A 19,254-nucleotide genomic window follows, 5' to 3' on the forward strand; every position below is an offset into this window, starting at 1 on the left:
GTGTGAGCCGCTATTGATGCTCCCGGCTCGAGGATAGGAGCGCCCGTATTGGGCAGCCCAAGAGAATAGCAGGGAGAGATTATGCGCACCTTCGCGATCGCGGCATCCGTCGCGGCATTGGCCTTGACCTTTGCCGGCCCCGCCAGCGCCGACCCGATCATCATCAAGTTCAGCCATGTCGTCGCGACCGACACCCCGAAGGGCAAGGCGTCCGAGAAATTCAAGGAGCTCGCCGAGAAGTACACCGGCGGCAAGGTCAAGATCGAGGTCTATCCGAACTCGTCGCTCTACAAGGACAAGGAAGAGCTCGAGGCGCTTCAGCTCGGCAGCGTGCAGATGCTGGCGCCGTCCAACTCCAAGTTCGGCCCGCTCGGCATCCGTGAGTTCGAGGTGTTCGATCTCCCGTACATCCTTCCCGACCTGAAGACGCTGCGGAAGGTGACGGAAGGCCCGCTCGGCGCAAGACTGCTCAAGCTGCTGGACTCCAAGGGCATCACCGGCCTTGCCTATTGGGACAACGGCTTCAAGCAGATGAGCGCCAACAAGAAGCTGGTGACGCCGGCCGATTATCAGGGCGTCAAGTTCCGCATCCAGTCCTCGCGCGTGCTGCAGGCGCAGTTCAAGGCGCTCGGCTCGCTGCCGCAGGTGATGGCGTTCTCGGAAGTCTACCAGGCGCTGCAGACCGGCGTGGTCGACGGCCAGGAGAACACCTGGTCGAACATCTATACCCAGAAGATGCACGAGGTGCAGAAGTACATCACCGAGACCAATCACGGCTACATCGGCTACGTCGTGATCGTGAACAAGAAGTTCTGGGACGATCTGCCGGCCGACATCCGCGACCAGCTGTCGAAGGCGATGAAGGAAGCGACCGACTTCAACAACGCGCAGTCGCAGAAGGAGAACGATGACGCGTTCGCCGAGATCAAGAAGAGCGGCAAGAGCGAGATCATCAAGCTCACGCCGGAGCAGGACGAGGCGATGCGCAAGGCGATGGAGCCGGTCTACAAGGATGCGGCGAGCCGCGTCGGCCAGCCGCTGATCGATGAGTTCCTGAAGGAATCGAAGAGCACGACGAACTAGCACGACGAACCGAGCGCACGTCGAGCGAATCCAAACGAAATATGAAGGTGGGCCTCCGTGCGGGCTGCACGGAGGCCCTTTTTTGTTGCGAATGATGTCCGGCGGTGGCTGAACGGACGTTCAAGTGAATTATACCTCTGAAAGAACGCCCTCCCTGTCCAAGTTGTAAGTTGCACCTTGGCCTCGCGACCCTCATCTTCAGGACATCCTTCCAGAGGAGGTACGTCATGAGGAAGTTCACCATCGCCGCCATCGCCGTGCTCAGCATCGCCGGGTCGGGCGCGGTCTATGCCCAATTTCATCGCCCGTGGATGGAGCACTTCCGCCACATCCGCATGAACCCCGAAGACCGCGCCGCCTTCGTCGACGCGCGGATCGCCGCCGTCCATGCCGGGCTGAAGCTCAACGCCGACCAGGAGAAGCTGTGGCCGCCGGTCGAGGCCGCCGTGCGCGACTTCGCCAAGCTGCGCATCGACCGCGCCAATGCGCGGATGAATGCCGGCCCCGGCGATGCTTCGAAGGATGCCGACAAGCCGGAGGATCCGGTCGCCCGCCTGCGCCAGCGCGCCGAGGACATGGGCGCCACCTCCGCGGCCCTGAAGAAGATCGCCGATGCCGCCGATCCGCTCTACAAGACCCTGGATGACGGCCAGAAGCGGCGCCTCGCCCTGCTGACCCGCCACCGCGGCCCGTTCGGCGGCGGCGAGGACGGCCCGCCCCACCGCTTCATGGAACGCGGCATGGACCGCATGATGGAGCGTGGCATGGACCACTTCCGCGGCGGCGACCGCGACGGCGGCCCGGATCGGGAAGGGCGCCTGTGAGCGCACCGGGATTCCCCGGGTATTAACCTCTGAGAAGCCGCTGGAATCCGGCGGCTTTTCGCATTTCCGGGGCTGTGGAAGAACCTTGGAAAACATGCGCCACATCGCTTGCCAGACCCGGATCGCTTTGCTAAACGACCGGCCTCGCAAGGCATTGACCGCCTTTCGGGCGCATAGCTCAGTTGGTAGAGCAGCTGACTCTTAATCAGCGGGTCCCAGGTTCGAGCCCTGGTGCGCCCACCAAGCATTCCAAAGACTTACGACGGGGTCGCGTAGAACGGTGAGAGAACGTTCGACCACGCGTTGAGGGTCAATCGGTCAAACGTTTGAGAATTACACCCTCAGTGGTCGGTGTTGCGCTAGCCCGCCGCGCGATTGCAGGCTTACGTGCTGCGTTGGCAGCAGCACTATCGCGCGGAGTAGCCCGAACAACGGCGCATACTCAAGGCATCACACCCAGCCACCATCGACGATATAGTGCTGGGAGGTGCAGGCGGAGGCCTCGTCGGAGGCGAGGAACACCGTGAATTTCGCGACCTCGTCCGGCACCAGCCTGCGCTTCAGGCACTGTCGCTGCTGAAGTTCGATCTCGCCCGCCGGCGTCATCCATTTCTCGAGCTGGCGCTCGGTCATGATCCAGCCCGGCGCGATCGCGTTCACGCGGATATTGTAGGGACCGTAGTCGCGCGCCAGCGAGCGCGTCAGGCCGATCACGCCCGATTTGCTGGCGGTGTAGGCGGCCATGCCGCCTTGTCCGGCGATCCACGACACCGAGCCGAAATTGATGATGGCCCCGGCATTCGCAGCCTTCATGTCCGGCAGCACGGCTTGCGACGCAAAGAACTGGTGCTTCAGATTCACCGCGACGCGGTCGTCCCAATATTCCGGCGTCATCTCCTCGGTGTTGTGCCGTTCGTCATGGGCGGCGTTGTTGATCAGGATATTGATCGCGCCATGCGTCTTGCGTGCCTTCTCCACGCCGGCGCGCAGTGCGGGGATGTCGGTCAGGTCGACGTGCTGGAAATGCGCAGCCAGTCCCTGATCGGATAGCTCGCGCGCCAGGCGTTGACCCTCCTCGACCTTGATGTCGAAGAACACGACCTTGGATTTCTGCTCCGCGAAGCGCCGCACGATCGCAGCGCCAATCCCCGCCGCACCTCCGGTGACGAGCACAACCTTGCCGGCGAGGTCGGAATAGATGGCAGCCATGGGCACCTCTCAGCTTGTTTCGGGTGACGCGACGGGCCGCCCCGATTCTTTTCCAGACCTTAGCCATTCCCCGCGTGAGGTGCATAGGTCAGAATTTTAGTTGCGTACCTCAGAAACTGAGGGCAGGATTGCAGCCAACGAATAAAAGCCGGTTGGGAGGATGTGATGAGACTGCTCGAGAAGCTGGGACTCGCCGCGACTGCATGCTTGCTTGGCGCCAACGTCGCCGCAGCCGACACCACGGTGAAATGGCTCCACATCGAGGTTAATCCAGCCCAGGTGAAGATCTGGGAGGAGGTCGCACGCAGCTATGAGGCGTCGCATCCGGGCGTCAAGGTCGAGATGCAGTTCCTCGAGAACGAGGCCTATAAGGCCAAGCTGCCCACCATCCTGCAATCCAAGGATCGGCCGAACATCATTTACAGCTGGGCCGGCGGGGTCCTGAAGACGCAGATCGAGGCCGGGGTCCTCGACGACATCACCGATCAGGTGAAGGGCTACAGCGATAGTCTCACGCCGGCAGCGCTCGCTGCATTCACCAGCAATGGCCGCGTCTATGGACTGCCCGTCGCGCTGTCGCAGGTCGGCTTCCTCTGCAACAAGGACCTGATGGCAAAGGCGAAGGTCGATCCCGCCGGGATCAAGACCTGGGACGATCTGCTTGCCGCCGTGAAGACGCTGAAGGCAGCTGGTGTCACGCCGATCGTGGTCGGTGGCGCCGACAAATGGCCGCTGCACTTCTACTGGACGCATCTTGCAGTGCGCGTCGGCGGCAAGGCGGCCTTCGATGCGGCGCTGCGCGGCGAGAATGGTGGCTTTGCCGGCGAAACCTTCCAGAAATCCGGCGAGCTGTTCAAGCAGCTCGTTGATCTCCAGCCGTTCCAGAACGGTTTTCTCGGCTTCAAGAACCCGCAGGCCGTCGGCTATTTCGGCGACGGCAAGGCCGCGATGACGCTCGCGATCTCGACCGTCTATAATTTGCAGCGCGCGCTTGCCGCCGACAAGGTCGGATTGAGCGAAGACAAGATCTGCTGGTTCGATTTTCCGGTCGTCGCGGGCGGCAAGGGCGCGCCGACGGATACGCTGGGCGGCATCACCGGCTGGCTGATCACCAAGGACTCCCCCAAGGAAGCGGTCGATTTCCTGAAGTACTTCGTCTCGAAGGACGTGCAGACGCGGCTTGCGGCGGGCAACTACATTATCCCCGTGGTCCAGGGCGCGGACGCCGGCCTCAACAACGCCTTCATGAAGCTGATCGCGGCCAATCTCGCGAAGTCGAACTACCACCAGAACTTCTATGACCAGAGCCTCGGCCCCTCGGTCGGTCGCGTCGTCAACGATGTCACGGCGGAGATCGCCGGTGGCAGCATGAGCCCGCAGGACGCAGCCAAAGCGATCGAAGCGGCGCGGAAGCAGGGCAACTGACGATGACGCGGCGGATCGCGATCGTGTCGGCGGTGGGCGTTACCGGCGAGACGGTCCCGCAGGCCACGACACGCGGCCCGAGCTGGGACGGACGCTTCACCGTCCTGATCCTGTTCCTGCCGCCGGCATTGCTGCTGTTCACGCTATTCGTGGTGCTGCCGATCGGCGAGGCGGCCTGGTATTCGGGCTTCAACTGGAATGGATTCGGCCGGCCGACCAACTGGATCGGCTTCGACAATTACCGCTTCGTGCTGGAGACACGCGCTTTCTGGCTCGCGCTGCGCAACAACGGACTGATCATCGCAGTCTCGCTCGCGGTCCAGCTGCCGCTGGCGCTCACGCTGGCCCTGATGCTCGCCGAGCGCTTTCGTGGCGCGGTGGCGCTGCGCATGCTGTTCTTCATGCCCTACATCCTGGCCGAGATCGCGACCGGGTTGATCTTCTCTTTTGTTTACGACGGAGACTACGGACTGGTTGCCTCGATCTGGCGCACATTCGGCGCCGAGGCGCCGCATCTGCTGGCCTCGACCGACACCGCGATGCTGGCGGTGCTGATCGTGATCGTCTGGAAGTACTTTGGCTTCCACATGATGCTGTTCATCGCGGCGCTCCAGAGCCTCGACAAGAGCCTGATCGAGGCGGCGCGGATCGACGGCGCGACGCGCTCGCAAGCCCTGCGCCATGTGGTCATCCCCTTGCTCTATCCGACGATCCGGCTCTCCGTGTTCTTCGCCGTCGTCGGCTCGCTGCAGCTGTTCGATCTCGTCATGCCGCTGACGCGCGGGGGGCCTGCGGATTCCTCCAACACGATGGTGAGCTTCCTCTACAACAACGGCATCTCGCGCATGCGGGTCGGCTATGGCAGCGCCATCGGCGTCATCCTGTTCGTGATCTGCGTGACCTTTGCCTTCACCTACAAGCGATGGTTCATGCGCGATGAGTAGTGCCGAGACCACCCGCGCGCCGTTCGATCCCGCCGTGCTGTTCAAGGCGGCGTTCCTCACGGCTGTCGCCATCTTCGTGCTGGTGCCGCTGCTTGCGACCTTGCTCGGCGGCTTCAAATCGCTCGGCGAATTGCGCGTCAATCCATTCGGCTGGCCCACGCACTGGGAATGGCAGAATTATGCCGACATCCTGTTCTCCGGCCGTTACTGGCAGCTCTTGCGCAACTCGCTGATCATCTCGACGCTCACGGTGACATTGACCCTGATCACAGCCTCGATGGCGGCGTTCACCTTCGCCCATGTCAAGTTCTACGGCTCGTCGATGCTGCTGAGCTACCTGACGCTCGGCCTGCTGTTTCCGGCGGCGACCGCCGTACTGCCGTTGTTCATCAAGGTGCGCGATCTCGGACTGCTCGATACTTACTTCGGCGTCGCGCTGCCGCAGGTGGCCTTCAGCCTTGCCATGAGCGTGCTGCTGCTGCGGCGCTTCTTTAGGGACATCCCTCATGAGCTGCTCGAAGCGGCGCTGGTCGATGGCTGCAGCTATGTCAAATTCTTCCGCTACGTGACGTTGCCGCTGTCGCGGCCGATCCTGGCGACCGTCGGCACCATCACCTTCGTCAACAGCTGGAACGCCTATCTGCTGCCGCTGGTGATGCTCAACACCGATGCGCTCTATCCCTGGCCGCTCGGCATCATGGTTTACCAGGGCGAGTATTCGTCCGAGTGGCACCTGATCCTGGCCTTCATCACCCTCACCATCCTGCCGACGATCATTCTGTTCCTGCTGGCACAGAAGCACATCGTCGCCGGCCTCACTGCAGGCGCGGTCAAGGGATGAACGGTACCTCACGGAGATCACAATGAGAAAAGTCGGCGTCGGAATCATCGGCTGCGGCAATATCAGCACCGCCTATCTGAAAGCGGCCCAGCGCTTTCCGGTCATGGAGATCAAGGCGCTCGCCGACATGCGCAGCGACGCGGCCGAGCGTCAGGGTGCCGCCTTCGGGCTGCCGGCGATGCGGGTCGACCAGCTGCTCAAGCGCGACGACGTCGAGATCGTCATCAATCTCACCGTGCCGCTTGCCCACACCGACGTCAGTCTCGCGGTGCTGAATGCCGGCAAGCATGTCCATTCCGAGAAGCCGCTCGGCATCAACGTCGCGGAGGCCCGCAAGGTGATGGACCTCGCCGCGCAGAAGGGCCTTCGCGTCGGCTGCGCGCCCGACACGTTCCTCGGCGGTGGGCACCAGACCGCGCGCAAGCTGATCGACGACGGCGCTATCGGCACGCCGGTGGCGGGCAGCGCCTTCTTCGGCTGTCCCGGCCACGAGCGCTGGCATCCGGCGCCGGGATTTTATTACTTGCGCGGCGGCGGACCGATGCTCGACATGGGGCCGTATTACATCACCGATCTCGTGCAGCTGCTTGGCCCGGTGGCGAGTGTGATGGGCTCGACCGCGCGCCCGAAATCCGAACGTCTGGTCACCAGCCAGCCGATGAACGGCACCTTGATCCCGGTCGAGGTTTCGACCCATGTCGCGGGCACGCTCGAATTCGAGAGCGGCGCGGTCGTCTCGATCGCGATGAGCTTCGATGTGCCGAAGCACCGGCACGCGCCGATCGAGATATTCGGCGACAAGGGCAGCATGGTGGTGCCGGACCCGAACCGCTTCGGCGGCGAGGTGCAGGTCGCGAAGACCGGCGGCGAATGGGAGACGGTGCCGTTGACACACGGTCATGTCGAGGGCGAATTCCGTTCCATCGGCGTCGCCGACATGGCCTCCGCGATCCTGAACAACCGGCCGCATCGTGCCAGCGGTGCGCTTGCCTTCCACGTGCTGGAGGTGATGGAGGCGTTCCAGACCTCCGCCGACGAAGGGCGGCGCATCAAGATCGAGAACCGCGTCGAGCGGCCGGCGATGCTGCCGGCCGGGCGTGAAACCGGACAGATCGACTGAGGGAATGACCATGCGCAAGGCATTGATTGTATGGGGCGGCTGGCCGGGACACGATCCCGATCTCTGTGCCTCGATGATCCGCGGCTGGCTGAAGGCGGAAGGCTTCGAGGTCCGGATTGAAACGACGACGGAGGCATTCGGCGATCCTGCGATCCATGATCTCTCGTTGATCATGCCGATCTACACCATGTCGAAGATCGAGAAGGCGGACGCGCTCAATCTCTGCGCGGCGGTGCGTGGCGGCGTCGGGCTCGCCGGCCATCATGGCGGCATGTGCGACGCGTTCCGCGAGTCCGTCGACTATCAGTTCCTGTGCGGCGGGCAATGGGTCGCGCATCCCGGCAATATCATCGACTACAAGGTCGACGTGACGAAGCCTGATGATCCCGTCATGAAGGGCCTGAAGAGCTTCGAGCATCGTTCCGAGCAGTACTACATGCATGTCGACCCCGCCATCGAGGTATTGGCAACGACGACCTTTACCGGCGAGCACGCATCCTGGATCGACGGCGTGGTGATGCCGGTGGTCTGGAAGAAGCGATACGGCGCGGGCAGGGTGTTCTATTCCTCGCTCGGCCACCGCGCCTACGAGCTCGACGTACCGGAGATCCGGACGTTGATGACCCGCGGCATGCTGTGGGCGGCGCGCGAATGACAGCTGGCGCGACGCAGCCGGCGGTTCGCGCCACGCTGGAGGACGTCGCACGTGCGGCGGGCGTTTCGCTTGCCACCGTCGATCGCGTTGTCAACCGGCGCGAGGGCGTGCGCGCCAAGACCGTCGCGCGTGTCGAGGCCGCCGTCGCCAAGCTCGGCTACCGCGCGGACGTGGCGGCCGCACGGCTCGCACGCGGGCAGAGTTTTCGCTTCGCCTTTGTGCTGCCATCCGGCAGCAACAGCTTCATGACCAACCTGACCGAGCAGGTCCAGCGCACCGCGGACTGGCTCGCCGGCCAGCGCGGCTTCATCGATATCCTCCATGTCGACGTGTTCGATCCAGATGTGCTGGCCGGCGCGCTGGAAAACCTGTCGCCGGCCTATCAGGGCGTCGCCGTCATCGCGCTCGACCATCCAAGGGTGCGTGCCGCGATCGACGAGCTCATCGCGCGCGAGGTCGCCGTGGTGACCCTTGTGTCGGACGCGCCGAGCTCGCGCCGCCTGCATTATGTCGGTATCGACAACCCGGCCGCAGGGCGGACTGCATCGACGCTGATTGGGCGCTTCCTTGCCGGGCGCGAGGGGACGGTCGCCGTGATCGCGGGATCGTTGTCGCTGCGCGATCACACCGAGCGACAGTTTGGCTTCCACCAGATCCTGTCTAGCGAGTATCCGAACCTGCGCGCGCTACCGGTCATCGAGGGGCGCGACGACAGCGAGCGAACGCGCCAGCTCACCGCGGCGTTGCTCGCGCGTCATGCCGATCTCCGCGGCATCTATTGCTGCGGTGCCGGAAACCGTGGCATCGCCGATGCGCTCGAGGCCTCCGGCCGCGCGCGCGAGGTGGTCTGGATCACCCATGAGCTGACGCAGTACACGCGGCGTTTCCTGGTCCGCGGCACGCTTGATGCCATCATCAACCAGGACCCGGGCCATGAGGCACGGTCTGCGGCGCGCGTCCTGCTCGCGCATTGTTCCGGCGAGCCGATCAGCCCCGATCAGGAGCGCATCCGCATCGACATTTTTCTGCGGGATAATCTGCCGTAACGTCGGGCATCGTCGCGGCAACTCCTGGTCTTGCGCCTCAACCCCACCGTATGGGTTTGCCGCCTTGCTTCGCACTTTCCTCGGCGAGGATCGCGATGCGCGTGGCGCGCAGGGCATCCTTCGCCGAAATCTGCAGGGCTTCGCCGCGCGCGAGGTGATCGAAGGCGAAGCCGGCAGGCGGGGCGCCCGGGGGAAGGTCGACGTCGTGTCGAGGGCGTGTCGCCGTTTCAACGAGGAGCCTGTTTTCCGCGAAGAGAACGTCCGCGCGCCCGCGTGTCCCTGAGATACGCATGGCATAATCGCCATGGCGGGGAGAAGCTTCCGGCTGAATCCAGTCCACTTCGATCGAAAATTGCGGGCCGTTGTCGCATGCGAGGATGGCGCGTCCCAAAGCGGGAAAGCTCGTCGTGCCGGCCGCCGGGGTGGGCGAGACCCAGCCGCTGATCGTGCCGCTGGTGTGCCCTGTCAGCCAAAGTGCAAGATCGATGTCGTGGACCGTCAGGTCGGCGAGGATGCCGCCATAGGTCGCTGGCTCGAACATCCATGCCGGACGACGGCTTGGCACGAGCTTGTGCGGCCCGGTCGAGTTGATCGATACGATGTCTCCTAACTCGCCACCTTCAAGGACCGAGCGGAGCGCGAGCGTGACCGGATAGAAGCGCTTCTCGAGCAGAAGCGTCAGCAGGTTGCGCCCGGCAAGGGCGTTCTCAATCAGGGCGAGCTGGGGAAGCGTCACCGCCATCGGCTTGTCGACGATCGCAAAAATATTCCGGCGCAGCAGTTCGGCTACGATCGGCGCTCGAAGACCGAACTCAGTGAAAACAGCCACGGCCTGGACCTTGTGCGCCTCCAGCAATGCGATCGGGTCAGCATAGCCGGGAGACTGCGTGCGTCGCTCGAGCTCGGTGAGGCGGGCGGCATCGTGATCGGCGACCGCAGCGATCCTGACGTCGGTCCTGACAGCGATCTCCGAGAGCACGTATTCGACATGCGGATGAGCCGCACCAATGATGGCAATGTCGAGCATGGAAGAGGCATCACCTGGCATCGAGGGCCATCTCCGGCAAGACGTCGTTGGGGGTGACGGCCCGGCCTTCCGCGGCCGAGCGATAGATCGCGGTGACGACGCGCGTAGCCTCGAATCCATCCCTGAACGGAGTGGCGGGTGCCCGTCGCTCCCGGACCGCCTGGACGAAGTCGCGCCATTGCGCGATATGCCCCTCGATTCCGATCGCCTTGGGATCGTTGGCGGCACTTCCTGGTCCCGTCGCGCTCGCCGGCTGCGGGATATCGGGAAAATCCCAGCAGACGATGCGGTCGTGTGCAAGCTCGCAGCTGCCCCGATCGGTGAACAGGCGCAGCATGGCCGGCCGTCCCGGCGGCAGTGCCGTGCTCGTCACGATCACGCCGAGGGGGCCGGATGCGAAGGACAGTAGCGCCGCCGTCGTGTCCTCGATCGCGTGAACGTGTCCTAGCGTCGCCGTCTTGCCCTGAACACTCGCCACTGGTCCGAACAGCCAAAGCATCAGATCCAGATTGTGGACGCCCTGGTTGAAGAGCGAGCCGCCGCCGTGATCGGCCTCGGCGCGCCATGGCTTCTCCGCATAATATGCGTCGGAACGATACCAGTGGATCGCCGCCTCGATCAGACGCGGTTGTCCGAGGCTGCCTGCATCGAGCAGCTTCTTGATCGCCAAATGTTGCGGTTCGAGCCGGCGCTGCGAGACCACGCCGCAGGTCAGCTGCGAGCTCTCGGCCGCACGGACCAGCGATGCGGCCTCGGCGGGATCGACGCAGAGGGGTTTCTCGACCAGCACATGTCGTCCGGACCTGATGGCGGCAAGTGCTGCGTCATGATGAGCGCCGCTCGGAGTGCAGACAACGACGGCGTCGATGTCTGCACCGGCCAGCATGGCGTCGGTGGTTGCAAATGCCGGAACAGGCGCGCCGTCGATGCATGCGGCAATCTGCTCGGGGGTACCGCCGGCGACAGCGGCCAAAACTGTCTCGTCGAGCGCCCTGATCGCCCGCGCGTGTGTTTCACCGATCGCCCCTGGACCGACCAACCCGATGCGAAGTTGGCTCATCTCAATTCCTCAATGCTTGGCTGGAAAGGGTTGACCAGCGACATAGACGGTCTCGGGAATGATGGACCCGTCGTCTCCGAGACGAAATCGAAGCAGATCCGCCGGCGCGCCGACTGTCAGAGCTGGCAGCTGGAATGGTGTGCGTGGATTGATCGTTGCCAGCCTGAGTGCCTCGGCCAGCGTCAAGCCGGCCACTCGCCTGGCCGTCGCGACCCCGAACGGAAGGCTGGCTGCTGCGCCCGCCAGAAACGGCGTGCCGACGACTTCCAGCCGGCCATTCGCTTTGAGTTCGACGCGTCCGCCCACAGGCATGTCGTAGATCGCCGGCGGACATCCCGCGAGCGCGACGGCGTCTGAAACCAGCATCGATCGTTCGAGGCCCTTTGCGCGCAGCATGGCCTTGAAGGTCTCGGGCGGAAGGTGGTGGCCATCGGCGATGAAGCTCGCCCAGAGCCTGTCTTCCGCCAACTGCGTCCAAATCGGATTGGGGTGCCGCGGCAGCTGGGCCGCGATGCCGTTGCCAAGGTGCGTCGACAACATCGCTCCAGCCTCGACCGCGGCGGAGATCTGAGCTGTCGTAGCATTGGTATGGCCGAGCGCGACATGAACTCCGCGCGAGCGAAGCCCTCGCACATAGTCGGCCGTCTCCGGCCAGTGCGGTGACAAGGTCACCAGGCCGACGAGGTTTCCGCTGGCGGCTTGCCAGGCGTCGAACTCAGCGAGATCCGGTGGTCTGACGTGTTCGGCCGGGTGCGCGCCGCGAGGACCGTCCTCCGGTGCGATATGGGGCCCTTCAACATGGACGAAGGGGATCGCGTGCCTGACCAGCGGATCGCTGTCGCGCGCCTGTGCGATCGCCTTCAACGCATCGATGAGCGCAGCACGTGATGCCGTGATCAACGTCGGAGCAAAACGCGAAACGCCGCTGCCATGGACGGCCAGGGCGAGATCGCGAACCGTCTGCGGATCGGTGCCGCCATTGAGGTCATGGCCGCCGAAGCCGTTCAATTGCAGATCGAACAGTCCGAGCGACAACCAATGCCCGTCATCAGGGCCGCCGGGGGCGATGCCTGAAATATGGCCATCCATAAATGTGATCGTGCGAGGTTGCCCGGTCTCCGGATCGCGACCCCAGACCTGCGTCGTAACCTCGCTCATGCGCGTGCCGGTGCTTGCAGTGAAAGCCGTAGTGGTGCGGAATCACGGTCGAGATACAGCGTGCATCGCGGATGCGTACGCAATGCGCTCGCCGGACAGGCAGCACCTATCGGGCCGTACAGGGACTGCTCGACGGCGGCGCGCTTGGCCGCGCCGGGCACTACGCAAAAAAGCTGATGAGCGTCCAGCAATCGAGGGATCGTCAGGGTGATCGCGTGTGTCGGAACGTCGCCCAGAGTCGCAAAGCACTTGTCGTCAACCTGCTGCTGACGGCAGATCGCGTCGAGCTCGACGATCTTGACCTGCCTGGTGTCGAGCAAATCCGCGACGGGCGGATCGTTGAACGCCAGATGCCCGTTGACGCCGATGCCGAGGCACACGATGTCGATCGGGGCCTCGGCCAGAAGGGCGGTGTAGCGCGCCGCCTCGTGGTCCGGGTCTAATTCTTGTCCGATCAAATGGGCGGCGCCCAGAGGGACGCGCGAGAAGAAATGGCGGGTCAGCCACACTCCGAAGCGCTCGGGTGCGTGCGCCGGAAGCCCGAGGTATTCGTCCATGTGGAACGCGATCACGCGTCGCCAATCGACATCGCGCTCTGCTGCCAACGCGTCCAGCATCTCTGCCTGGCTCGGAGCGGCGGCGAACACCATCCTCACGCTGTCTTGCCGCGCGAGGCGATCACGTAGCGCGGCTGCGATGTCCAAAGCCGCAGCCCGGCCCATCGCATCCCGCGTCTCTGATATCGCGATCCCTGGAGCGACCGAAGCCATCATGCTCATCCGTGGTTCTTGCCGGGGCCCGTCACTCCGTGCGATCGAGGATGTAATGCAATCGGTTGCATGTCAAGCTTGCGCCCCGGCGACGATCAAGGCATGTGTAGTATCGAGATCCCGTATAGGAGACGCCCCCGGTGAAACGCGATTCCGACGGCAGGGAGCAGCGTGCCAAGATCGCGCCGACCATCAGTCAGGTCGCAAAGATCTCCGGGGTCTCGCGTGCAACCGTATCGCGCGCCTTCACGCGCCCGGGAATGCTGAGCGAGGAGACCGTCCGGCGCGTCAAGGCTGTCGCCGACAAGCTGGGATATGTGCCCAACCAGGTCGCGCGCGCACTTTCGACCGGGCGGCATGGCAATGTCGCGCTCATTGTCTCCGACGTTGCGAATCCGTTCTTTCCACCTTTGATCAGAGCGGCCCAGCTTCATGCCGACAGGGCGGGACTGTGCGTCTTTCTGGGCAATTCGGACGAGGATCCCGCCCGTGAGGAGTTACTGCTCGGCCGCTTTATCGGCCAGGTGGAAGGACTTGTCCTCGCCTCGTCCCGCCTGGACGAAGCGCAAATCCGGATCTATGCGGCGCGTCGTCCGCTGGTGCTGATCAATCGCGATATCGAAGGAATTACGCGGGTCTTGATCGACACAGCACCAGGCGTTGCAGCCGCGATCGCACATCTTGCCGAGCTCGGGCATCGGCACATCGCCTATGTCAGCGGCCCCACAACGTCATGGTCCAACCAGCAGCGGCGCAATGCCGTCCGGAAGGAGGCGGCGAAGCGCGGGCTCAAGGTGATCGCCATTCCGGCCCGCCCGCCGTCCTACGACACCGGCCGGCTTGCCGCCGCCCCGATCGTCGCCAGCGGGGTGACCGCGGCCATCGCGTTTGACGATCTCGTTGCCCAGGGTCTGCTGGCGGGGCTTGCTGCCCTCGACGTCGACGTGCCCAGATCGTTCAGCGTCGTCGGCTGCGATGATGTCCTCGGCGAAACCACTTACCCGCAGCTCACGACAGTGTCGGCGCGCTGCGCCGATGCCGGCGACGTCGCGGTCGGCCTCCTGCTCAGCCAGATGAGCGGTGGCGCGTCGGGCGAAATCCGCCACAAGCTGAACTCTCATCTCGTCGTTCGCGCGAGCACCGGTCCGGCGCCGGCGAAACGAAAAAGCCGCTGACGATTTGGTCAATAGCCTTCGAAAGCGGCAACGGATCGCAATTGACACGCAACCGGTTGCATGACAGCCTTTGATCGGGATTTATGTAGTTCTGGGAGCGGGGACATGGCCTTCATCGCGACATCGGTTGGCACGTTCGGATATCCAGCCTCTCCCGGGAAGAAGCGTCGTTCATGGCTGTCGGCTGCTGGATTGCTGGCAGTGGCTGTTGCCCTGCCAATGCTGGCGTCGCCGGCGTCAGCGGAGAAGCTGACCATCTGGAGCGGCTGGCCCGACCTCGTCCCATTCTATAAGCGCGTCGGCGACCAGCTGAAGGCGAAGTATCCCGATCTCGACATCAGCGTCGAGGCAATCGCCTTGCGTGAGCATGAGAAGCGGCTGGCGCTGTCGCTTCCATCCGGCGCGGCCGGAGACGTCATCGAGATGGAGGTCGAGGCGGCGCGATATCTGGAGGCCGGCCTGATTCCGGAGCCGCCGGCCTCGATCGTGGAGTTCGTCAAAGCCAATTACGACATGACGCGCGTGAAGACCGCCACTTATGAGGGCAAGATCTACGGCGTCCCGTTGTTCCAGGGGCAGGGCGCGCTGTTCTACAACACCGACATGTTTGCCAAGGCCGGCCTTAATTCGCCGCCCAAGACGATGGCGGACTATACGGCCCATGCGCAGAAGCTTGTCCAGCGTGACGCGTCCGGTGCGCCGACGGTGAGCGGCTGGAGCCTGCGTCTCAGCGGTGGTGGTTCAGGTATCGCCGAGAAGTACTGGACGATCCTCTATAATTTCGGCGGGACGTTGCTGGAGGAGAAGGGCGGGAAGTGGCGCTCGGCCTATGCGAACGAGGCCGGCCGCAATGCGCTCAAGCAGTATCTCGACAACGTCGTGACCTATCGGACGGTGTCGCCTGAGATGAAGGCGGACGCTGAAGCCTTCGAGCTCGGCCAGACGGCGATGTTCATCCGGGAGTCCTGGGTGATCGGCGACATCGCCAAGAAGGCGCCCAACCTCAAATACGCGACGGCGCCGTTGCCGAAGGGAACGTTGATGGTGCCGGTGGACCTCTACGTTCCCAACAAGGGGCCGAAGAGCCAGATCGCCTGGGATTTCGTTCAGAAGGCCAATGAGCCGGAGAATCTGCTTTGGCTGCTCGAGAACACGGCGTGGGTGCCCAATCGCAAGGGGCTCGACTACTCTGCGGTCCTCGGCAAGATCCCCCAGCTCGGCGCGTTTGTGAACACGCCCGCCGACCACGTCTTCTTCACCGTTCCGGCGATCAGTCCGGCGAGCGAAATCCTCACCCGGCTCGCGGCCCGGCTCGAGAAGGCATTCACCGACAAATCGCTGGCAGGAAACGATGCCGGCATCGACGCTTTCCTGAAATCTGCGGCTGAGGAGAGCGACAAGATCCTTGCCCGGGAAGATCTGCTGGCCAAACCGTGAGATCGCATCCGATGGTCGCGACCACACAGTTGCAGCGCTAGCCGGCGGCCGCTCTGGGAGACTCCATGCGTTCCAAGCCGAAATGGCTATTTCCGGTTCTGGCGCTGCTCCCGGTTCTCGGCCTCTACGCTTGCCTGCGGATCTATCCGATCGCCGAGACACTGCGTCTCAGCCTCTTCAAGTGGAACATCATCTCGCGGCGCAAACCGTTCGTCGGACTCGACAACTTTGTCGAGCTGATGAGTGACCCGCTGTTTCTCGAAGCGATCTTCAACACCACTATCGTTGCGTTCGGCGTGCTGGTGATCACCATTCCTGTCGGGTTGGCACTCGCCGCGCTGATCAACGGCCGGCAAGGCCTGCGGCGCAGTGGCTTCTACGAAACCTCGATCTTCCTGCCTCACGTCGTCTCGCTTGTGCCAGCGGCGATGGCCTGGAAATGGATTTTCGATGCGCGGCTCGGGCCCCTCAACGCCCTGATCGGATGGTTCGGAATCCCGGCCCAGGCCTGGTTGTTCGACCCTGCCTTATCGCTGGTGTGTCTGATCGTTCTGTGCTCCTGGCAGTCGATCGGCTACGCCGTCCTGATTTTTCTGGTCGGATTGAAGAACGTTCCGGAGGCGCTGTACGAGGCGGCGCGCTTGGATGGCGCATCCGCTCTCCAGGCATTCCGTTATGTCGCAATACCTCTGTTGAGACCGGTGATGCTGTACGTGTCGGTGATCACGCTGATCTCGTCGTATAACATTTATGCGCAGGCCTTCGTCCTGGCCTCGGACGTCCAGGGCGCGCCGGGGCATCTCGTTCGCGTCCTCGTCCTCGACATGCTCGAAAACAGCTTTCGAAATTACCGGGTCGGCTATGCCGCCGCCGAAGCCGTGGTCCTTCTCGTGATCGTGCTCGTCCTGACCGGCGCGCAGTTCAGGCTGTTTCGGGATCGGAGCCGCGCGTGAGCGATCCAGACCATCCGTCCAGCGATGTTGACCGGAACGCGCCTGCTGGCCTCGCGATCGACGTCGTTCTTTTCGCTGTCGGCCTGATGATGCTGCTGCCGCTCGTCTTCCTGATCAGCAACGCGTTCAAGACGCCGCCGGAGCTGCTGGCCTGGCCGCCAACCATCATTCCGGACCGGCCGACGCTGGAGAACATCCTCGGCGTGCTGCACGAAACGCCACTGCTTCATTGGATCGGCAATACGCTCATCTTTGCAGGGATTTCGACGGCCAGCGTCGTCACCACCTCCGCCATTGCCGGCTACGTGCTCGGCAAGTTCGATCTGCCTTGGTTCCCTGCCGTCTTCGGCATCATCATCGCGACATCGGTCGTTCCCTTTGAAGTGTACATGATCCCGCTCTACCTGAACGTTCAGGCTGCAGGCATGCTGAACACGATGCCGGGACTCCTGGTCGGTTATCTCGTGATGAGCTTCGGCATCTTCCTGGTGCGGCAATATGTGACGACGTCGATTCCCGACGAGCTGCTGGAGGCCGCGCGGGTGGATGGGGCAGGCGAGGGATGGATCTTCCTGCGGATTGTGCTCCCGCTGATGCGGGGCCCGTTGGGAGCGCTGGCCGTGCTGGCGTTCTTTCAGGCCTGGACTGCGTTTGCTTGGCCGCTCGTCGTGACGACCAACAAGGATACCTATACGCTCGAAGTTGGGCTGGCGTTGTTTCAGACCGGCTTCACGGTGGATATCGGTCATCTCAGCGCGGCCGCGGCGCTCGCTCTCGTTCCCAGCGCGCTATTCTTCTCGCTGATGCGCCGAAATTTCGTGCGTGGCGTGGCTGGAACGGGTTTGAAGGAATGATCGCCACGTCCGATTGGGCCGTGATAGGAGCGCACAGGACGTGATTGAACAGGAATACGATACGATCATCATCGGCGGAGGTTCTGCTGGAGCGACGCTGGCTGCGCGCCTCAGCGAAGATCCCTCGCATCGTGTGCTGCTGCTCGAGGCGGGGCAGGATCTCCGCACCGCGACCACACCGGAACACATTCGCATCCCGAACCCCATGCGCGCCATCGGCGACGACGACTTCCGCTGGCCGAAGCTGTTGGCGCGACGCACCGAGCGGCAGCAGCCGCTGTTGCTCTGGCGTGGCCGCGCCATGGGCGGCAGCTCGACGATCAATGGCCAGATCGCAATCCGAGCCGTTCCCGACGACATCGACCGCTGGGCGGCTGCAGGCTGCACTGGCTGGTCGTGGGACCACCTTCTGCCCTATTTTTGCAAGCTCGAAACGGACAGGAATTTCCCCGACGCACCCTATCACGGCGATCGCGGTCCGATCCCGGTGTATCGCGCTCCGATCCCGGATTGGGGTAACGTCGACCGCGCACTGCGCGCGTCGGCGCTCGGCCTTGGCTATGGCTGGTGCGAGGATCACAACGCGCCAACCGGCACCGGCGTCTCGCCCTACGCCATCAACAGCGAGGGCGGCTTACGAATCTCCACCAATGACGGCTATCTGGAGCCGGCGCGTGATCGCGCCAATCTCGACATCGTCGGTCACGCGCTGGTCGACACCATTACCTTCGAAGGCAACCGGCTGCACGCCAACGGCGTCCAGGTTCGCGTAAACGATCGATCCTACGCGCCCCGCGCGACGCGTGACGTTATCCTCTGCGCCGGCGCCATCCATTCGCCGGCCATCCTGCAGCGCTCCGGCATTGGGCCCGCCGCCCTGTTGGAGAGGCTCGGCATCCCCATCCGCGCGGACTTGCCGGTGGGCGAGAATTTGCTGGACCATCCGATCGTGAACGCGCTGCTGCATTTGCGCGAAGGCAGCCAGGTCAGCACGCTGATGCACCGGCACACCAATTGCTGCCTGCGCTACTCGTCCGGCCTCGCAGGCGCCGGCGACAACGACATGATCATGATCGCCGGCAATCTTGCGCGCTCGTCGCAATCGATGGCCGATGTCACGCTGGGACGGATCGCCGTTTCCGTCTATCAGGCTTTCAGCCAAGGTTACGTTCGCATCGTCACGACGGACCCCGAGGTCGATCCGGCGGTCGAGGAGCGCATGCTGTCCGACCCTCGCGATCTCCAACGCCTGCGCGACGGCGTCCGACGCCTGCGTGATATCTGCCTGCAGCCTGCGGTAACCGATATCGCTGGCCGCGTCGACTATGGCGCCAGCGGACGCTCCATGGACGAGCCGTTCAGCGACGCCGAGTTGGATGATTGGCTGTTCGCCGAGTGCAGCGACGCGCAGCACGCCAGCGGCACCTGCAGAATGGGCGCACCGGACGATGCACGTTCAGTCGTCGATCACGAATGCCGGGTGATCGGATGCACGGGATTGCGCGTGATCGATGCCTCGATCATGCCGGAAGTGCCGCGCGCCAACACTCATTTGACCACGGTCGCCATCGCTGAGCGCATGGCAGATCGGTTGAAGGGCGTAATATAAGACGCACGTTGCGGCTCAATCAAACTTAATCCGCAGAAACAGTACAGCAATCTGAAAGCCACAC

18 protein-coding genes and 1 tRNA gene are annotated in these 19,254 nt (G+C 63.6%); 14 read left to right on the forward strand and 5 right to left on the reverse strand.

Annotated features, from left to right (window positions below):
- The first annotated feature begins 81 nt into the window (after positions 1–81).
- The 3 genes from ABIC09_RS05335 (at position 82) to ABIC09_RS05345 (ending at position 2,150) form a co-directional block, all read left to right on the forward strand.
- Positions 82–1,083 carry a TRAP transporter substrate-binding protein gene (locus tag ABIC09_RS05335; RefSeq protein WP_354035340.1) on the forward strand — a complete coding sequence of 334 codons (1,002 nt, stop codon included), beginning with the start codon at positions 82–84 and terminating at the stop codon, positions 1,081–1,083.
- Between the two features lie 227 nt (positions 1,084–1,310).
- A complete protein-coding gene (locus ABIC09_RS05340; protein WP_354083377.1) occupies positions 1,311–1,907 on the forward strand; it encodes a Spy/CpxP family protein refolding chaperone in 597 nt (198 codons plus the stop codon).
- A gap of 167 nt (positions 1,908–2,074) precedes the next feature.
- A tRNA-Lys gene (locus tag ABIC09_RS05345) sits at positions 2,075–2,150 on the forward strand.
- A 207-nt stretch (positions 2,151–2,357) separates the two neighbouring features.
- On the opposite strand, the gene ABIC09_RS05350 is transcribed toward ABIC09_RS05345, so the two are convergent.
- Positions 2,358–3,116 carry an SDR family NAD(P)-dependent oxidoreductase gene (locus ABIC09_RS05350; RefSeq protein ID WP_148755991.1) on the reverse strand — a complete coding sequence of 253 codons (759 nt, stop codon included), beginning with the start codon at positions 3,114–3,116 and terminating at the stop codon, positions 2,358–2,360.
- Between the two features lie 165 nt (positions 3,117–3,281).
- On the opposite strand from ABIC09_RS05350, the gene ABIC09_RS05355 reads away from it, so the two are divergent.
- Genes ABIC09_RS05355 through ABIC09_RS05380 form a run of 6 tightly spaced genes read left to right on the forward strand, consistent with a single transcriptional unit; the run spans position 3,282 to position 9,147 of the window.
- The gene (locus ABIC09_RS05355) at positions 3,282–4,541 is read left to right on the forward strand and encodes an ABC transporter substrate-binding protein (RefSeq protein ID WP_354108621.1); all 1,260 of its coding nucleotides are present in this window, start codon (positions 3,282–3,284) and stop codon (positions 4,539–4,541) included.
- Positions 4,542–4,543: 2 nt separating this feature from the next.
- Positions 4,544–5,485: a carbohydrate ABC transporter permease gene (locus ABIC09_RS05360; protein WP_148755993.1), complete on the forward strand. Its 942-nt coding sequence runs from the start codon at positions 4,544–4,546 to the stop codon at positions 5,483–5,485.
- Positions 5,478–6,326, forward strand: a complete 849-nt coding sequence (locus tag ABIC09_RS05365) for a carbohydrate ABC transporter permease (RefSeq protein WP_354035348.1) — start codon at positions 5,478–5,480, stop codon at positions 6,324–6,326. The genes ABIC09_RS05360 and ABIC09_RS05365 overlap by 8 nt, the downstream gene beginning before the upstream one ends.
- 22 nt (positions 6,327–6,348) lie before the next feature.
- Positions 6,349–7,446 (forward strand): Gfo/Idh/MocA family protein, encoded by a 1,098-nt coding sequence (locus ABIC09_RS05370; protein WP_148755995.1) that lies wholly within the window; start codon positions 6,349–6,351, stop codon positions 7,444–7,446.
- Positions 7,447–7,456: 10 nt separating this feature from the next.
- Positions 7,457–8,101: a ThuA domain-containing protein gene (locus ABIC09_RS05375; RefSeq protein WP_354108622.1), complete on the forward strand. Its 645-nt coding sequence runs from the start codon at positions 7,457–7,459 to the stop codon at positions 8,099–8,101.
- Positions 8,098–9,147: a LacI family DNA-binding transcriptional regulator gene (locus tag ABIC09_RS05380; RefSeq protein WP_354108623.1), complete on the forward strand. Its 1,050-nt coding sequence runs from the start codon at positions 8,098–8,100 to the stop codon at positions 9,145–9,147. The genes ABIC09_RS05375 and ABIC09_RS05380 overlap by 4 nt, the downstream gene beginning before the upstream one ends.
- Before the next feature lie 37 nt (positions 9,148–9,184).
- Here ABIC09_RS05380 and ABIC09_RS05385 read toward each other — a convergent pair whose 3' ends face one another.
- Genes ABIC09_RS05385 through ABIC09_RS05400 form a run of 4 tightly spaced genes read right to left on the reverse strand, consistent with a single transcriptional unit; the run spans position 9,185 to position 13,171 of the window.
- Positions 9,185–10,174 (reverse strand): Gfo/Idh/MocA family protein, encoded by a 990-nt coding sequence (locus ABIC09_RS05385; RefSeq protein ID WP_354108624.1) that lies wholly within the window; start codon positions 10,172–10,174, stop codon positions 9,185–9,187.
- Between the two features lie 10 nt (positions 10,175–10,184).
- Complete coding sequence (locus tag ABIC09_RS05390) at positions 10,185–11,234, reverse strand: Gfo/Idh/MocA family protein (RefSeq protein WP_354108625.1); 1,050 nt, start codon at positions 11,232–11,234, stop codon at positions 10,185–10,187.
- Between the two features lie 9 nt (positions 11,235–11,243).
- A complete protein-coding gene (locus ABIC09_RS05395) occupies positions 11,244–12,392 on the reverse strand; it encodes an N-acetylglucosamine-6-phosphate deacetylase (protein WP_354108626.1) in 1,149 nt (382 codons plus the stop codon).
- Positions 12,389–13,171 (reverse strand): glucosamine-6-phosphate deaminase, encoded by a 783-nt coding sequence (locus ABIC09_RS05400; protein WP_354108627.1) that lies wholly within the window; start codon positions 13,169–13,171, stop codon positions 12,389–12,391. Before ABIC09_RS05400 ends, ABIC09_RS05395 begins: the two co-directional genes overlap by 4 nt.
- Before the next feature lie 131 nt (positions 13,172–13,302).
- Between ABIC09_RS05400 and ABIC09_RS05405 the strand changes: the two genes are divergently transcribed.
- From ABIC09_RS05405 to ABIC09_RS05425, 5 genes are all read left to right on the forward strand, one after another.
- The gene (locus ABIC09_RS05405; RefSeq protein WP_148756001.1) at positions 13,303–14,337 is read left to right on the forward strand and encodes a LacI family DNA-binding transcriptional regulator; all 1,035 of its coding nucleotides are present in this window, start codon (positions 13,303–13,305) and stop codon (positions 14,335–14,337) included.
- A 201-nt stretch (positions 14,338–14,538) separates the two neighbouring features.
- A complete protein-coding gene (locus ABIC09_RS05410; RefSeq protein ID WP_354108628.1) occupies positions 14,539–15,774 on the forward strand; it encodes an extracellular solute-binding protein in 1,236 nt (411 codons plus the stop codon).
- 65 nt (positions 15,775–15,839) lie between these two features.
- Positions 15,840–16,727, forward strand: a complete 888-nt coding sequence (locus ABIC09_RS05415) for a carbohydrate ABC transporter permease (protein ID WP_148756003.1) — start codon at positions 15,840–15,842, stop codon at positions 16,725–16,727.
- Entirely contained in the window at positions 16,724–17,581 is an 858-nt protein-coding gene (locus ABIC09_RS05420; protein WP_354108629.1) for a carbohydrate ABC transporter permease, read from the forward strand. Before ABIC09_RS05415 ends, ABIC09_RS05420 begins: the two co-directional genes overlap by 4 nt.
- Positions 17,582–17,621: 40 nt before the next feature.
- Positions 17,622–19,190, forward strand: a complete 1,569-nt coding sequence (locus ABIC09_RS05425) for a GMC family oxidoreductase (protein WP_354108630.1) — start codon at positions 17,622–17,624, stop codon at positions 19,188–19,190.
- Positions 19,191–19,254: the final 64 nt, after the last annotated feature.

The organism is Bradyrhizobium sp. S3.12.5 (genome assembly GCF_040548225.1).
Lineage (GTDB): Bacteria > Pseudomonadota > Alphaproteobacteria > Rhizobiales > Xanthobacteraceae > Bradyrhizobium > Bradyrhizobium cytisi.